This window comes from Planococcus sp. ISL-109, assembly GCF_018613655.1.
Taxonomy (GTDB): domain Bacteria; phylum Bacillota; class Bacilli; order Bacillales_A; family Planococcaceae; genus Planococcus.
Genome location: NZ_JAGGPW010000004.1, coordinates 111,750 through 126,347 on the forward strand (window position 1 = coordinate 111,750; position 14,598 = coordinate 126,347).

At 41.8% G+C, this 14,598-nt stretch carries 17 protein-coding genes and 4 pseudogenes; 13 read left to right on the top strand and 8 right to left on the bottom strand.

Features of this window, described 5'->3' with window-relative positions; all coding sequences use genetic code 11:
* Positions 1-189 precede the first annotated feature (189 nt).
* Positions 190-501: a DMT family transporter gene (locus tag J7E21_RS16510; protein ID WP_353047715.1), complete on the top strand. Its 312-nt coding sequence runs from the start codon at positions 190-192 to the stop codon at positions 499-501.
* A 60-nt stretch (positions 502-561) separates the two neighbouring features.
* On the opposite strand, the gene J7E21_RS02350 is transcribed toward J7E21_RS16510, so the two are convergent.
* From J7E21_RS02350 to J7E21_RS02365, 4 genes are all read right to left on the bottom strand, one after another.
* Positions 562-843: a transposase gene (locus J7E21_RS02350; protein ID WP_215104404.1), complete on the bottom strand. Its 282-nt coding sequence runs from the start codon at positions 841-843 to the stop codon at positions 562-564.
* 33 nt (positions 844-876) lie between these two features.
* A complete protein-coding gene (locus J7E21_RS16515; protein ID WP_353047738.1) occupies positions 877-1,062 on the bottom strand; it encodes an ATP-binding cassette domain-containing protein in 186 nt (61 codons plus the stop codon).
* A 162-nt stretch (positions 1,063-1,224) separates the two neighbouring features.
* Positions 1,225-1,722: a ferritin gene (locus J7E21_RS02360; protein WP_215104406.1), complete on the bottom strand. Its 498-nt coding sequence runs from the start codon at positions 1,720-1,722 to the stop codon at positions 1,225-1,227.
* Between the two features lie 50 nt (positions 1,723-1,772).
* The gene (locus J7E21_RS02365) at positions 1,773-2,186 is read right to left on the bottom strand and encodes a transposase (RefSeq protein WP_251047767.1); all 414 of its coding nucleotides are present in this window, start codon (positions 2,184-2,186) and stop codon (positions 1,773-1,775) included.
* Between the two features lie 216 nt (positions 2,187-2,402).
* Here J7E21_RS02365 and J7E21_RS16630 point away from each other — a divergent pair, with 216 nt between their 5' ends.
* Positions 2,403-2,540 (top strand): GTP-binding protein, encoded by a 138-nt coding sequence (locus tag J7E21_RS16630; protein ID WP_483313481.1) that lies wholly within the window; start codon positions 2,403-2,405, stop codon positions 2,538-2,540.
* Positions 2,541-2,718: 178 nt separating this feature from the next.
* On the opposite strand, the pseudogene J7E21_RS02375 reads toward J7E21_RS16630, so the two are convergent.
* Positions 2,719-3,446 (bottom strand): annotated as a pseudogene (locus tag J7E21_RS02375) (IS3 family transposase).
* A gap of 511 nt (positions 3,447-3,957) precedes the next feature.
* Between J7E21_RS02375 and J7E21_RS02380 the strand changes: the two are divergent.
* From J7E21_RS02380 to J7E21_RS02430, 11 genes and pseudogenes are all read left to right on the top strand, one after another.
* On the top strand, positions 3,958-4,884 hold the full coding sequence (locus tag J7E21_RS02380; protein WP_215104408.1) for a CPBP family intramembrane glutamic endopeptidase: 927 nt from the start codon (positions 3,958-3,960) through the stop codon (positions 4,882-4,884).
* Positions 4,885-5,473: 589 nt separating this feature from the next.
* Positions 5,474-5,917 carry a DUF6608 family protein gene (locus tag J7E21_RS02385; RefSeq protein ID WP_215104410.1) on the top strand — a complete coding sequence of 148 codons (444 nt, stop codon included), beginning with the start codon at positions 5,474-5,476 and terminating at the stop codon, positions 5,915-5,917.
* Positions 5,918-6,040: 123 nt separating this feature from the next.
* Positions 6,041-6,286: a YhfM domain-containing protein gene (locus J7E21_RS02390; RefSeq protein ID WP_483313482.1), complete on the top strand. Its 246-nt coding sequence runs from the start codon at positions 6,041-6,043 to the stop codon at positions 6,284-6,286.
* Between the two features lie 840 nt (positions 6,287-7,126).
* Positions 7,127-7,471, top strand: coding sequence for a DMT family transporter (locus tag J7E21_RS02395; RefSeq protein WP_215104414.1), 345 nt, complete (start codon positions 7,127-7,129; stop codon positions 7,469-7,471).
* A 35-nt stretch (positions 7,472-7,506) separates the two neighbouring features.
* On the top strand, positions 7,507-8,460 hold the full coding sequence (locus tag J7E21_RS02400; RefSeq protein WP_215104416.1) for an arsenic resistance protein: 954 nt from the start codon (positions 7,507-7,509) through the stop codon (positions 8,458-8,460).
* A 69-nt stretch (positions 8,461-8,529) separates the two neighbouring features.
* A complete protein-coding gene (locus J7E21_RS02405; RefSeq protein ID WP_215106181.1) occupies positions 8,530-8,886 on the top strand; it encodes a type 2 periplasmic-binding domain-containing protein in 357 nt (118 codons plus the stop codon).
* A complete protein-coding gene (locus J7E21_RS16520; protein ID WP_215104418.1) occupies positions 8,873-8,965 on the top strand; it encodes a DUF2711 family protein in 93 nt (30 codons plus the stop codon). The genes J7E21_RS02405 and J7E21_RS16520 overlap by 14 nt, the downstream gene beginning before the upstream one ends.
* Before the next feature lie 162 nt (positions 8,966-9,127).
* Positions 9,128-9,442: pseudogene (locus J7E21_RS02415) on the top strand (LacI family DNA-binding transcriptional regulator); the annotation flags it as partial.
* A 130-nt stretch (positions 9,443-9,572) separates the two neighbouring features.
* Positions 9,573-10,697: pseudogene (gene tnpB, locus J7E21_RS02420) on the top strand (IS200/IS605 family element RNA-guided endonuclease TnpB).
* Positions 10,698-11,205: 508 nt separating this feature from the next.
* A complete protein-coding gene (locus J7E21_RS02425; protein WP_215104420.1) occupies positions 11,206-12,675 on the top strand; it encodes a glycoside hydrolase family 32 protein in 1,470 nt (489 codons plus the stop codon).
* Positions 12,676-12,707: 32 nt separating this feature from the next.
* A pseudogene (locus J7E21_RS02430) lies at positions 12,708-12,839 on the top strand (carbohydrate kinase); the annotation flags it as partial.
* 213 nt (positions 12,840-13,052) lie between these two features.
* Here J7E21_RS02430 and J7E21_RS02435 read toward each other — a convergent pair.
* From J7E21_RS02435 to amaP, 3 genes are read right to left on the bottom strand one after another with little or no spacing between them, the layout of a single operon-like run.
* Positions 13,053-13,499 carry an Asp23/Gls24 family envelope stress response protein gene (locus J7E21_RS02435; protein WP_215104422.1) on the bottom strand — a complete coding sequence of 149 codons (447 nt, stop codon included), beginning with the start codon at positions 13,497-13,499 and terminating at the stop codon, positions 13,053-13,055.
* 25 nt (positions 13,500-13,524) lie between these two features.
* Complete coding sequence (locus tag J7E21_RS02440) at positions 13,525-13,734, bottom strand: DUF2273 domain-containing protein (protein WP_215104423.1); 210 nt, start codon at positions 13,732-13,734, stop codon at positions 13,525-13,527.
* Between the two features lie 11 nt (positions 13,735-13,745).
* Positions 13,746-14,297, bottom strand: a complete 552-nt coding sequence (gene amaP / locus J7E21_RS02445; RefSeq protein WP_215106068.1) for an alkaline shock response membrane anchor protein AmaP — start codon at positions 14,295-14,297, stop codon at positions 13,746-13,748.
* Positions 14,298-14,598: the final 301 nt, after the last annotated feature.

A 14,598-nucleotide genomic window follows, 5' to 3' on the forward strand; every position in this document is an offset into this window, starting at 1 on the left:
AGGGACGATGCCAATGTATTGGCATCGTCCCTTTCTTGGCTAAATATAAGCGCTAAATAGATTCTCTGAAAAACAAAGAAACAATCAGTATGCAATAAAATTTTTCTGATTAAATATTTTCAAAAAACAGGTTACATATCGTCATGTTATCGGAAGAGTGAGGACGACATAAAATTCTCGCTTTTTTCTATGGAAGTAATTTTTGTGCTATTTGCGGGTGCAGCCGAAATCGTTTATGCCGCAATGATGCCAAGAACGGATGGATTCACGAAACTGGGACCAAGCTTGTTTTGTGTCTTCTTCATTACGGTCAAGTATGTACTTACTCTCTTTATCCACTCGGACGAGATCCCTGTTGGAACCGCTTATGCGGTATGGGTGGGCATTGGCGCTGGCGGAAGATCGCAGAGATTTTCTTTTTTAATGTCTGTTCTTCATCGGTTTTCTTTTGTTGATTTACGACCGCAGTCGTCGTTCCGTAATAGAAATTACTGCGGCTGATTCCGAGGACTTTGCACATTGCTGATACCGAATAGCGATCCTGATTCTTTTGGATAATCTCTATTTTTGTCCCATGATCAGCGCGGTTTGCTTTAAAATATCGACTTCCATCTCCAGTTGTTGAACGCGTTTTTTGTAGTCGATCAACTTTTGTTGTTCAGTTGTGCGATTCTCTTTTTCAATGAACGAATCGGAACGATGGGCCTGAGCGATCCAACGATCGAGCGAGGACGAGCCAACGTGATATTCTCGAATGATTTCCTTTTTGCTTTTGCCGTTTTCGACTAAATCGACCATCTGTTGCTTGAATTCACGCGAAAAAGCGCGACGATCTTGGGGCATAATAAGTACTCCTCTTCGGGGATTGATTTTGTTTTAGCTTACGCCCCCTTCATTTTTCTGTCCAAAAAAGTGTAGCCTATCCAACTTTCCGGCGCAGTTCCACCGGCTCTTACTCGTCGATTTAATGTACAGTTCACCTCTACTTGGGGACAACAGCGCATTGCATAATGTTAATAAGGTCGTTTTCCCGGCTCCCGATGGGCCAACAAGTGTGGTGATTTTACCCTATGGAAAAGAGCCGGTCACTTCCTTCAGGATATGCACATCGCCAATCGAGAAACTGATGTTGTTAAAATATATAGAAGGTTTATAGTCCATCACCTCTTTCCATACAACAAACAGCACACAATCTCAGCCGTGTGCTGTTTGATTTCGCCCGTATTATTCTTCCAGTTTTCTTGCAGCAAACTCGTCGTCCATTTTCAGGAAATACTCGCCGCCTTCTTCGATGCCTTTTAAGCGAATGATAATATCTCGGAACATTTTTTCTTCTTCCATTTGTTCTTCAATAAACCAATCCAAAAATGATAACGTGGCATGTTCCTGCAGTTCATCCGCCAAGGTTACCAGTGTATATATGTTTGCAGTCACTGACTTCTCCTGCGCAAGTGAAGCTTCCATGACATCCAGGGCATTTGTATAATGGTTTTTAGGTTCTGTTAACGCCTGGAGTACAGGCTGTTCATTCATCGTCACCAGATATTGATAGAATTTCATCGCGTGAACATGTTCTTCTCTTGATTGGATTAAATAGAAATTGGCAAATCCATGGTACCCTTTTCCTGAAAAGTATGACGCCATCGCTGTGTACGCATGCGCCGCCTGAAGTTCGTTATTGAATTGATCGTTTAACGCTTTTGTCAAATTTGTTGGTAGCATCTTGAATTCCTCCTCTATCTTATTTAGATTATTATAACACGGGGTGTTGATTAACCAATGAATGACAGAATTCTCCTGCTGCGCGCAAAATGCTCGTGCAGAAACGTCGTCAAGGGATCCAGCCAAATCAGGGGAAAAGTGCTGTTCAATATCGTGCGCTGAAAAGCCACGAGCGATAAGGACGGCTTCCGCATGGCTGGCTTTGTCTTTTGATATAGCCATTGTACCAGCACATAAGCGATCAATGCCGCAAAAAGTTGATTATAGACGGCATTCGGCGTTTGGCGGAATAACTTCGGTACATTCAAGTTTTGTTTGATCCAGCGAAAAAACGATTCGATGCCCCACCGAGTTTTGTACATCGCCGCGACGGCTTCGGCCGAAACATGGCGCAGGCTCGTGACGACCCGGATTTCCTGTCCTTCATGGTCAGTGAAGAAGACAACGCAGTGGCGTTTCTTCAATCGCGATTAAGACGTATCGAGCCGGTAGGTGAAATCTCAGGGGATGTTGGTTCTGTCTTCCGGCAGACGCTGGATAAACCGTTGGTCGGCTAATTCTTCGCCGACCGGTCCGTCGTGTACCAAGCCGGTGGTTTCCACCAGGAAAGTGAAATTTGATCGTGTCTTAATTGAAACTACGGGCTTAGCTGACCCAGCCTAGTGGCTCAAACTTTCTTCATGGATGAATTGCTTTCACAAAAGTTCCAAGTAGACAGCATTATCACTGTTGTAGATAGTAAACATGTTACAAAGCATCTGGACGGAAATGATGAGGCTCAGGAGCAAATTGTTTTTGCCGATGTTCTCATTTTTTAGAAGATCATCACGCTCATGAGCATGATGATAGAGTGTCTTCTGTTGTTTTTATAGAAACTAAACCCCTCGATTTAAATAAAGTAGAGCAATAGATGAGTTACCTAGTACGTAAAAAAGGAGAAGATCTCTTTGAACTGAGCCCCCATTTAATGGACAGTTTAATAAAAGCACCCTGCAGCTAGGCTGCGATGAGATGATTTCGGTATTGTACCGGAGTCATCTTTTTTAAATTCCATTGCTTGTGTGTTCCGTTGAAATGCTCCATGTAATCATCCACCAGCCCTTTCAGTTCGGCGAGACTGGTTGCTTGTCGAAAATCTAGATCATCTTTAAAGTGGCCAAAAAACAATTCGATAGGGGCGTTGTTGATGCAATTGCCCCTGCGGCTGACATTCGCTGTGCGACGAAGGGTTTTCACCAAATTCTTCAATTGAAATCTGCGGACCACCTCATTGATTGCTTTATATTTTTCCATTGGGGTCAGCTGCGTTTCTTCGCCAGCCTCTCGAGCGCCTCGAGCTTTTTTAGCAACTTATTTTCCGCTTCTAGGTATTTGATGCGGGCTTCCGCCTTCTCCAGCTTTTTCTCCGCAGAGAGATCCTTGGTGGATGGTCGGCCGGTACTGCCTTTTCCGCGGCGCTCTTCAAAGAATCCTTCTTCTCCATAAGTTTGAAACGTTGTCCACCAACGGTTCAAAGATGAATTCGCTTTTTTGGACCCAATAACAGTTAAATCAAACCCACATTCACTGAAGATTCGGGCAGGACCTTTGCCCGCAAGGTTCTCCTTCACAGCATGGATTTTGAATTCTGGTGTGTACTGAATCGCCCGATCAGATACGGAAGCGACATGTGGATTCGCCTCCAAGACCCGTTGTTGGTGTTCGTTGAAAATGATTTTACTTATGTGATCTTCTCCCGTCCAAGTTAGCTAAATTTAGTATATCGGGGTCTGAAAACAGAAAAAGCCTCAAATGGTAATCACTTTTTTAAAGTGTCTAACAGTTGGGGTTCAGTTCATTAAAGCCGATCTTCTCTTCTTTTTATTCTGTATAAGTGTACTTTTACGAACGCTTTTAAAGAGTAGTAGAAGTTATTAAAAAGGAGTATAAAGTATTTTGGCGAACTGAGTGAATGTGGAATTGATGAAATTACGACAATTGAGTTTGATGATTTATTTCTAGAAATAACGTCTTCCGATGTTTCATGCGTAGACTGTCCGTATCGCTATAAGAGATGCTGTGTAATGCAAAATAGAAGTACAAAGTTATGAGGCGAAAAGATGAAGTACAAGTTATAAAGACAGTAATGTTGATCGTAAATTGCATACTTTTAATTGTGAGTATTCAGGTTATGTTAGCTTTAACTGCCGTAGAAAAGGCTGGTGCAAAAAACTCAGAATGATTGGAGGGGCTGTAATGAAGAAGTGGTTAAGTTTCTTTCTCAATAAATATCCCGTGACCGCTTATGTAGTCCTTGCCTGTGGTTTTACGTGGTTATGCTGGATTAGCGCCCTTATTGTTTCATATAATATAGGTTATGTTTTGCCGGTCCAGGAAGTGTATACTGAGTTAATTCAAACGGGTTTTACTGATACTTTCCATATTTTCATTTCGCTGATATTCATTCTAGGAGGATTTGGCCCTCTTATTGCGGCCATCATTGTTGTGGGGTTCGAATCAGGCAGGTCAGGTCTTGCAGAACTCAGGGGGCAGACATTTAAATTTCGTATAGGACTGAATTGGTACTTAAAAGCAGGATTAATAGCTGTATTAATTCCAGGTGTCATTTTTCTCCTCACAGTATTAACGCCGTTTGCTAATTTTAGTGTCACAGGATTCAGTGTACTTGCTCCTTTTATATTGCTGATTTTATTATGGGAAATCGTTATTAGTTTCGGTGAAGAACCCGGATGGCGCGGGTTTCTTCTTCCCAGGCTGCAGAAGCGTTTTGGCGGGGAAAAGTATATTTGGGTTCTCGGATTGATCTGGGCTTTCTGGCATTACCCTTTTGTAGTGTATCATACGATAATTTCGATGGAGAATATATCTGTACCGGGAATGCTGATAGGTATAGTTATGACTCTTGCCGGATTCACCATGACTCTTATAGGGCAGACTTATATTTATGCCTGGTTTTACAATAATACGAAAAGCGTTTTTCTTGCTGCTTTATATCATGGAGTACTTAATTTCACTTCACTGATAGTTGTATCTTTCATGGAAACCTTTACCCCTTCCATTACTTGGATTTTGGCTCTGATGCCATGGGCTGTTGTTATTGTCCTTCAAAAAAGAATGGGTAAGGATCAGTTTCCCGGGCATACAAATACTAACGCATCTTAGACCACACTATGAGCTATCACTAAAATTAGAGTTGGCCAGGGTTTGCAGAAGTTGGGAATTTCGGATGTTTTGTGAAATGCCGCGAATCACGGACAATTTATAGAACGGATTGAACAACTTAAAGGAGGCACTTTTTGGAAAATCCAACCCCCTAAGCATCAATAAAATACTGCCAAATTTGATTCATATATAGGCTATGAATCAAATTTGAAGAGAAGGAGCTGTAACGATACGGCTTCTTTTTTATTTGGTAATCTCGAGTTCGGTTGGGTGATTGACTGCTGCTATTCCGGGAATTTTAGAGGAATGAAATCAAATCCAAGAAAGATCTGGCCCATGTAACTGCGGCTGGCTCCGAATCAACTGATTTCAAATAGAGCGGAGTTGAAAAAGAAAATTAATAAGCCTTGTCTTTCCGCTAAAAGTAACGGGAGGGCATGGCTTTTCTATTTGTAGGAGGAAAAATTCTGAACTTTGTTGAATAAAAGAATTTAAAGAGCTTGTATAACCACTTTCCTAACCGCAAGCACTGTTACTCGTTGAAAGATATTCATAATCAGATTTAGTTGAACCTGAGGGAGGGAGCTAAATGAAAAGCGGTAATATGGATAGTGAAATTCAAGGACTATATACAAAAATTTTAAACAATAAGTTTGTAACGGTATGCATTCTGTTTACTGTTATTACTTTATTAGACACCATACCAATCCTACTGGGGTTCTGGCCAGCAAAGTTAGGACAAGGACCGTATATTCATTTATTGGGCAGATTTATCCTGCTTAGCTTACTTGTGGGTGGATTATTTATTTTTGATACTTTAAGAAAAAAGATCAAATCAAAATTATTAATATATATGATAACGTTTCTTGTAACTTGGGGAATTCTTTTGGCTTATGTTTGGAGTAATAGTCTTTTTACAGAATTGCACCCTGATGCATTTAGAGATGCTTCAATAAGTTATGCGTTTATGTATATTCTTTTAGGGATAATTATCTATATTGTCGACAAAGCAAAAAGTAGTAGGAAGAGGTAGGTTTTAATAAAACGGTTCCCACGTGTAAATAATAATGAGCAAGACGATTAAAACGGCCTGTTCATTATTACTATACTTAAAAGGAATGCGCTTATATGTAGAGGAGGGTGAGGAAATACAGCTATAAAAAGTAAAGAAGAATTAAAAGAACAAGAGGTCTTTACAACAAGGCCAATGCTTTCTATGGAGTTTATGATGAAAAGTGAAGAAAACCGGAAATACCATCTTTGGGTAACTGAAGAAGGGGAAGGATACCTCCAGAGCTTATTGCCGCATAAAAGCGTAACGTTTCAAATGGATAAGGATTCTACAGAGGATTTAAAAGATTTCTTTGCTTCGAAAGAAAATGTAGAAGTTTTACAAGTTTAAATAGAGTTTGAGCAATAATTATTACCTTTCGCAAGAATCTCTTAAACAATCCGTCTAATAAGAAATAAGTTTACAGATCCCGGATTATCGGTAGCTGCATAAAAACGAAGGGAGGGAAGAGGCTAACTGAACTGCCACTTCTCTCCCTTTTACTCGTTTGTCGATGAACTCAGATTAAAGATGGTCATCCAAACGCATTAAATATTATCCATCCAACTGAATAGCCCTTTTGATAATAGATTCTGATACTGATGGGGCTGTTCAGTGATATCGACCAAAAAATATGTATCTTTTCGCTCGAAACAACTGATGAGATGCGTTTCGAGCAACTGCACATCATCGGTCGTCTTGATAAGGTACAGCGAGTTATGAAGCGGTTTGATATCGTAAAGACTCGCCATGCGTTCCGCGATGCATCAATCTGTCCACTCTCTATTCGAACCGCATTCATAAAAAAACAAATAAATCCTACTTGCCATTCTTGTCACCCTTTCTAACTTGTTAAGTTCGCAGTTCTTGCTTCAAGTCTATCGATCCTGCTTCAAACAAGAAAGGCGGACTATTCTATGCACTAGACGTGGTTAAGGGTCAAGGAATTGGGGTGAAGGAAAATGGGGGACATCTGGGGTTTGTAGAGAGATGAAAAATCCATTTAATTTCCAACTCTAAAACCGATTGCCTATTTTAGGGACTAGCTTTATATAGTTACAGAACAAGAAAATGGTATCAGAATGAATGGTGATATACACTAATACACGCTAGTTCTTACTAGCTTTATTGCAATACTGGCTATTTCCATCAAAATTCGTGCAAATTATATTTCGAAAGCAGGTCATTAACATGGGCTGGATTTATCTACTATGTGCGGGTGCAGCAGAAATCGTCTACGCTGCGACGATGCCAAAAACGAATGGATTTACTAAATTGGCGCCTAGCTTATTTGCTATTTTCTTCATTGCGGTCAGTATGTACTTGCTGTCATTATCAACTCGGACCATCCCTATCGGAACCGCTTATGCGATATGGGTAGGCATTGGAGCCGTCGGAACTGCCATATACGGGATGGCCATGCTGGGAGAAGAAAAAAATATCGCGAAGATGATTTGCCTGATGTTTATTGTCTTCGGGATCGTCGGATTGAAGTTATTTTCAGGTGATGAAAGTCGACCGGCTGATACCCAGTAATCTCCGAACCGATATTTCTTCAAAGGAGTGCCCTTATGAATGTGTTCGAGAAGTTTCAAACTCTTATTATTTTACTTGCAGTAGGCGTCGGCCTTTTCTTCGGGCAGTTTGCCTTTTTTGAGCAACATGCCGAGTCCTTTATTGTTCCATTTTTATTGCTCATGCTTTACGGATTATTTCTATCAATTCCATTGAAGCATCTAAAGAACGCCTTTAAAAACCTACCGTTCTTAAAGACAAGCACCATCATCAATTTTGTCTGGACGCCTGTTTTGGCATGGGGGCTGGGTGCAGTCTTTCTTGCGGATCATCCAGCCCTTTGGATCGGCTTCATCATGCTGATGGTCACCCCATGTACCGACTGGTATTTGATGTTCACTTCGATCGCGAAAGGGAATGTGCCTTTGTCCACTTCGGTCTTGCCGATTAATTTGATTTTGCAGGTCGTACTGCTGCCGGTCTACCTGTTCATTTTTGCCGGTACGATTGAAGCGATTCCGTTATCGACTATCGGGGAAAGCATTCTATTGGTTCTGGTTATTCCATTTGTCTTGGCGCATGCAACTCGCTATGCTCTACGAAAGAAGGAAACATTCTTGAATGACAGACTTTTGCCTTTTTTTTCCGCGACACAAATTCTCTTTTTATCATTAGCGATCATGGCAATGTTTGCCTCACAGGGAAATTATCTGCTTAATAATCTTGAGGTTATTGCTATTTTATTCATTCCGATTTTGCTTTTCTTCGTCATCAACTTTGGGGTAGCGCAAACGGTAGGGAAAGCCATGAAATTTTCCTATGAAGATACCGTGAGCCTGAGCCTTACCATTATTGCACGCAATTCGCCCGTCTCTTTGGCGATTGCGGTCATCGCCTTCCCAGATAAACCCTTGATCGCCTTAGCATTGGTCATTGGCCCGTTGATCGAATTGCCTATATTGACGATTGTGTCGCAACTGTTGCTTTCATTAAGAAAAAGAAGCGCATAAAGAGCCTTTATGATAGCAGTTCACTGGAAACATGTAGGGATTCGCGAGGAGATAACTTTAAGTTAACATATGACACCTTCTTCTCGGAAGAAGTGGAGAAGTGGCAAGCTATCGGAACTACAAAATGCCATTGGCTTTACTTTCCGCCTCTATTCGAACGAGATGGTCCGCAATGACAAAATTAAATTGATATCGGTTGATGGCATTGAACCAAGCATCCTGAATTTCCGTTCGGGAAAATTCCCTCTGGCTTCTGAAGTTTATGCTGTTACCGCGGGGACGGAAAATCCGAACGTGCAGCCTTCCATTGAATGGATCTTTTCTGAAGAAGAGCAAAAATTAGTGGACGATACAGGATTTGTGCCGGTCCAGAAGAAGCCTTCCTTGTTTTCAATGCGACCGGTTCACCACCTTGTTCTTATCTAATGAGGAAAAAATCCAAGAGGCAATCGCAAAGCAGAGGTGGGAAGCAGTGATTTGCGGACCGGAAACGAAGCTAGAATAGTTTTTAGAATAACCGCTTCAATTATAATAGATGTGTTCAGGAAAACGAATTATGAGGATATTGCCGAATAAATCGCCATCAAAAAGTGCGTTGTTTGCTATTGTTTTGTATAAACTGAGGATAAATAGTTTAATTCTTATGGAGTTGGAAGTATGAAAAAAAATTGACGATATAGCCCATTTAGCGAGTGTAGCAAAAAGTGTGGTTTCGCGATATCTTAATGGTGGGTCTATCAGTGACTCCACTAAAAGAAAGATCACGCGAATTATAAATGAAACGGGATACACACCCGATAGCTTTGCCCAAAGTCTAAAAGCTAAAAAACCGAACATTATCGGGACGATTGTTCCTCGTCTCGATTCCTTTGCCGCGTCTAAAATATTAATGGGGATTGACGAACAATTGGGGGTGTAAAATTACCAAATGCTAATTTCTAATACCAGCCAAGTTTTAGAGCGCGAAGTTGAAAGTGTTTATCATCTTTAGCGAGAAGACCCTCACCTCAACGCCTTGCGTAGGTCGGGAATGAATCGCTTTTTTTTCGTTTTCCACGGTTAAAAGAACATGTGTTCTGGTCATAATACTGGTAAGGAGGTGGCCTGCTGTGATGGTCCACAAAGCGTACAAGTTTCGACTCTATCCCAATAAGAAACAGCATGTGCTCATTGCCAAAACGATCGGCTGTAGCCGCTTTGTGTTCAATCACTTCCTGGGTCACTAGAATACCACTTTTGAAGAGACCGGAAAGGCTTAGGCTACCTCCACTGTTCTGCACAGCTCACTCAACTGAAGAAAGAGCTGCTCTGGTTGAAGGAAGTCAACAGTATCGCCTTGCAGTCTGCCCTCCATCATCTGGACGATGCGTTCAAGCGATTTTGGAACAAGCAAAACCAAAAGCCGCGCTTCAAGTCCAAGAAGAATCCGGTCCAGTCTTATACGACCAAATTCACGAACGGCAATATCGCACTTGACGGACAGAAGATCAAGCTGCCGAAACTGGGCTGGGTCCGTGTGGCCAACAGCCGGGAAATCGACGGACGCATCCTGAGCGCCACGGTCCGGCGCAAACCCAGCGGCGGCTATTACGTGTCGCTCTTAGTGGAAACCGAAGTTCAAGAATTGCCGAAAACAGGTTCGGCAGTCGGCATCGATATCGGGCTCAAGCAATTCGCCGTTTTGTCCGACGGCACGGTCTATCAACATCCGCAAAGCTTCCGAAACCTGGAGAAGAAACTCGCCAAAGCGCAAAGGAAGCTAGCTAGGCGTCGGGAGCTGGCCGGAAAACGCGACTGCCCCTTGCTGGAGGCGAAAAACTACCAGAAACAAAAACGGCACGTGGCGCGGATCTACGACAAAATCGCCACTGCCCGAACGGATTTCCTGCACAAATGCTCGACCGACATCGTCAAAAACCACGACCTGATCGGCATCGAGGATTTGCAGGTAGTTGCCGTGCTCCAAAACCGCCAATTGGCCAAGGGAATCAGTGAAGCTAGCTGGTCGGAATTCCGCCGCATGCTCGAATACAAAGCAAACTGGTACGGCAAACACGTCGTGGCCGTTGGCAAAACCTTTGCCTCCAGCCAGTTGTGCTCGAACTGCGGATACCAGCATCCAGACGTCAAGCAGCCCGTCCTGTTCGGCGCACCACGAGCGGGATATGAACGCCAGTATCAATATCAAGCGTGAGGCCATGCGACTCCTAACCGCAGGAACTGCGGGGCTCGCCTAATCAAGCAACCGACTGCCTAGTTGGTGTTCTTAGGAATCTCCCACTTAAACGCCTGAGCGTTTAAGTGGGAGTAGTTCAAGCTGTATATAAGGTGCCTTCATCGATTATGAAAAACGTATTTTTCCAGGTTGTTCGGCAAGCTGATTGCTTATTTCCCATGATATAATGAGGTATAAGCTAATCGAAGTGGCACGAGTATCACCATATTACGAACCTGAAAAACCGGGTTAGGGCCCTGTTAGGCCACAAGCAAAGCTGTCATCGACTTCACTTGCCTTGCCACATCCACGTGAGCAGCACCGAGCAACATAAATTATTCTAAATGATGTATTTGAGTTATCTTGATTTAAGAATCACAGATGACAGGAAGATAGGCAAAGTTTCAAGCCGTTTTTGGGAACGGTTCCAAAAATGGCTTTTGGTGGGAAAAGGGTTTCTTTGATAATTAAGTTTTCTGGTACATGTTGCAAGGCAAGATTTTACTTTTACCAAAAGGAGTATAAATAAAATGGAATTACCACTGGGGAAAAGTTACATCCGACTCGATCAGGTCAACCAAGAAGCGATAGATAAGCTGATTTTAAGGGTCAATAGCTGCACTTGGCGGCAAACGTTTCATATTCAACCGATTTCTGGGCTTCTCAATGATCCGAACGGTTTCAGTTACTTCAACGGGGAATATCATCTGTTTTATCAATGGCATCCGTTAGGACCTTTTCATGGCTTAAAATATTGGTACCATACCAAATCAACAGATCTTGTAAACTGGAAGAATGTAGGGATAGCCATTAAACCAGACGATTATTTTGACAGCCATGGAGCATATACGGGAAGTGCCATTGAGCATAACGGAAAATTATATTTGTTATACACAGGCAATACACGGGATGAGAATTTTGATAGACACCCACATCTATGTATAGCAATAATGGATGCCCAGGATAATATTACTAAATTGGAAGAATCAGTTCTTGATAAAGTCCCAGCGGGATATACTGAGCATTTTCGCGATCCGAAAGTATGGAAAGAGCCAGAAAGTTTTTACGCGGTGATCGGAGCACAAAGAACGAATAAAACAGGATGTGTCTGTTTATTAAGTTCAACTAACCTGTTGGATTGGAACTTCGAAGGAGAACTTGCCACAAAGTTGGATGACTTCGGCTTTATGTGGGAATGCCCGGATTATTTTGAAATAGAAAATCAAGGTGTCTTGGTTTTCTCTCCGCAAGGACTGGAGCCTGTTGGGGACCTTTATCAAAATATTTACCAAGCGGGTTATGTGCTGGGTGAGAGGATCGATCTGCAACGAAAAGAATTGAATCATGGAAGTTTTATCGAACTTGACAGAGGTTTTGATTTTTATGCCCCACAAACCATGGAGGATCCAAATGGCAGACGTCTTTTAGTCGGCTGGATGGGTTTGCCTGGAATCGAGTATCCTAGCGATATAAATGGATGGGCCCACTGTTTGACACTCCCTCGGGAATTATCGGTTCACGGTGGAAAAATAATTCAAAAACCTGTGCCGGAACTTCAGTCACTTCGTAAAAAGAAAGCTGAAGCAGCGGATAGAATTTCTAATGAAAAGAAAGGGTATGATGGATTTTCTGGTGTTACTTATGAACTTGTGTGTGAGTTTGAACAAGGAGATGCCTTAGAATATGGGATAGAATTCTGCGCGGGAGGGGATAAAAAAACGGTGATCAAATATGATGCGGTGCAAGGGAAAGTCATACTGGACCGCAGGCTATCAGGCAAAGTAATCGGAAGCGCGTTTGGAACAGAAAGAAAATGCCATATAGTTGGAAATGTTCACAAGTTTCATTTGTTCGTTGATTCTTCATCCGTGGAAGTTTTTGTGAACGATGGAACTGAAGTGTTTACCTCCCGTATTTTTCCGGATAGAAAAAGCAAGGGAATTCGGTTTTTTGCAACAGGCGGTTCTGCGGCGTTTAAAGCTGTAAAGTGGGACTATTAATAGAGTAAGTTTTAAAAAGGTAGATGTGCTGAATGGGAAAATTATTTTCTATTGGCGAAATATTACTAGATTTTATCCCCCACCAAAAAGGGATCGCATTAAAAGATGTCATTTCTTTTACGCGAGTTCCTGATGGGGCTCCTGCAAATGTCGCTGCTGCTATTAGAATCAAACAAAATAGCAGGATAACCTGATAGGTCGACTTATGTATCATCTTTCAAACGCTAACATATCACTTCAAACGAATGTAACTTAATGGTAATTAAGTTACTTTCAAAATCAAAGAAGGAAACCAGTTACTTTAGGTTCATTCAAAAAAAACAAGCATGCGCCATCTTACTGGGCACACGCTTGTTTTTTCTTACTGATTATAGGTGTTATTCGAGTGTTCTTGGCACTTCTCCGGTTTCAGGGGCATTTTTTTCTTCGAATTTACTTGTTTCTTCAAATTCGGCTCTTGTCATCACATCTTCTACATGCATATTTAATTCCACTACATCAAGACCTGTCATGTTAAGCATGGATTTTTTGACTTGGGCAATCGTTTCTTCGAAGATAGCCGGAATACTTTTTCCATATTCCACAATGACTTTTAGGTCAAGTGCTACTTGCTTTTCGCCAATCTCGACGTCAATTCCCTTTGTGATATCTCCAGAAGCACGAAAACGATCCGCAATGCCACTCATAAATCCACCACTCATTGACAAGATCCCGTTAATATCACTCGCAGAAATACCTGCAATTTTTTTAATAACCTGTTCTTCAAATGTTAATTTGTTTTTGTGGCCGCTTACCTCGTTGGTTGTTGTTAAAGTTTCTTTCATTTTTATCTTCTCCTGTCGTTTTAGTTTATCGTTTGTTTTTCAAAAACTGAAACCACGATGTTGTATCCAGTTTTCCATCTTTCCATTTTCCGATGATGTACCCGGTAGCGGCACATGCCAAGATAAAAAGAGTTGGACCTACGTTGATTGTCAGAAATAAACTCGCAATAATAACCCCAATTAACAGTCCAGCCAAGCGACCGCGGTAGGGCATCAAATAATCGGATGTTTTCATCAGCCTCCCCCTTACACGACACGCTGCGTTTGTTTTTTATGGAGCTCTTTGGTTTCCCCAATTATAATTTCAACGTTTTCAACAGGGATCTCTAACAGACTTCCTACGGCTTCTTTTACGCGTTCTTGCATTTGTTTGCCTAGAGATGGCAGCTTGGTTTGATCGAATACCTGACAACTCACTATAATCGACACTGCGTTCTGTTTCCGATTAATGGTTGCTCGGACAAGAAGATCTCGTACACCACTAAGTTCTTTAACTGAACGAAGCGCAACAGACTCTATTGCTTTTCTGGAAATTTCAATGTTGCCCTCACCCGTTCGAATGATAATCTGCTTTTCTGGCGTAGGAGAAAAAAGGCCAGATAGAAGTAAAATTAGAAAGATGAAGCCGATAAATATACTCGCGGAAAGTAACGTATAAAAGAACCATTCTGTGCCATCAAAAGACTGAACCCACGGTGAGATGTATGGGATCTCAAAAATGACCGATGCCAATACTAATATACTTAGTAACCCAGTTACTCCGAAGACAATTAGTAAAAAGCGATTAAACGGGTTAATGGTGTTTGCCCCCTCTCGAAATCAGGCTGAGTACCCTTTTCATGTTTCTCTTTTTTTATTACTTGAAGCAATTTGCAACTTGGAGCCGTCACCACTCGAATTAGGAGACATCAAGAAAAACGATCACCCCCCCAGTATTTGGACTGAGAGTTACAGCACAGACAGTAAGGGCTGCCTGATAACTCTCTGCCTTCTATAGCACCTAGAAAGCCTGTTTGATATAACATTAGACAGTCAATGATGAAAATCCTCTTTTTTAGACGAAAAAAAGGCATTTTAGATTTTTTCCAGGAAGGTAAAA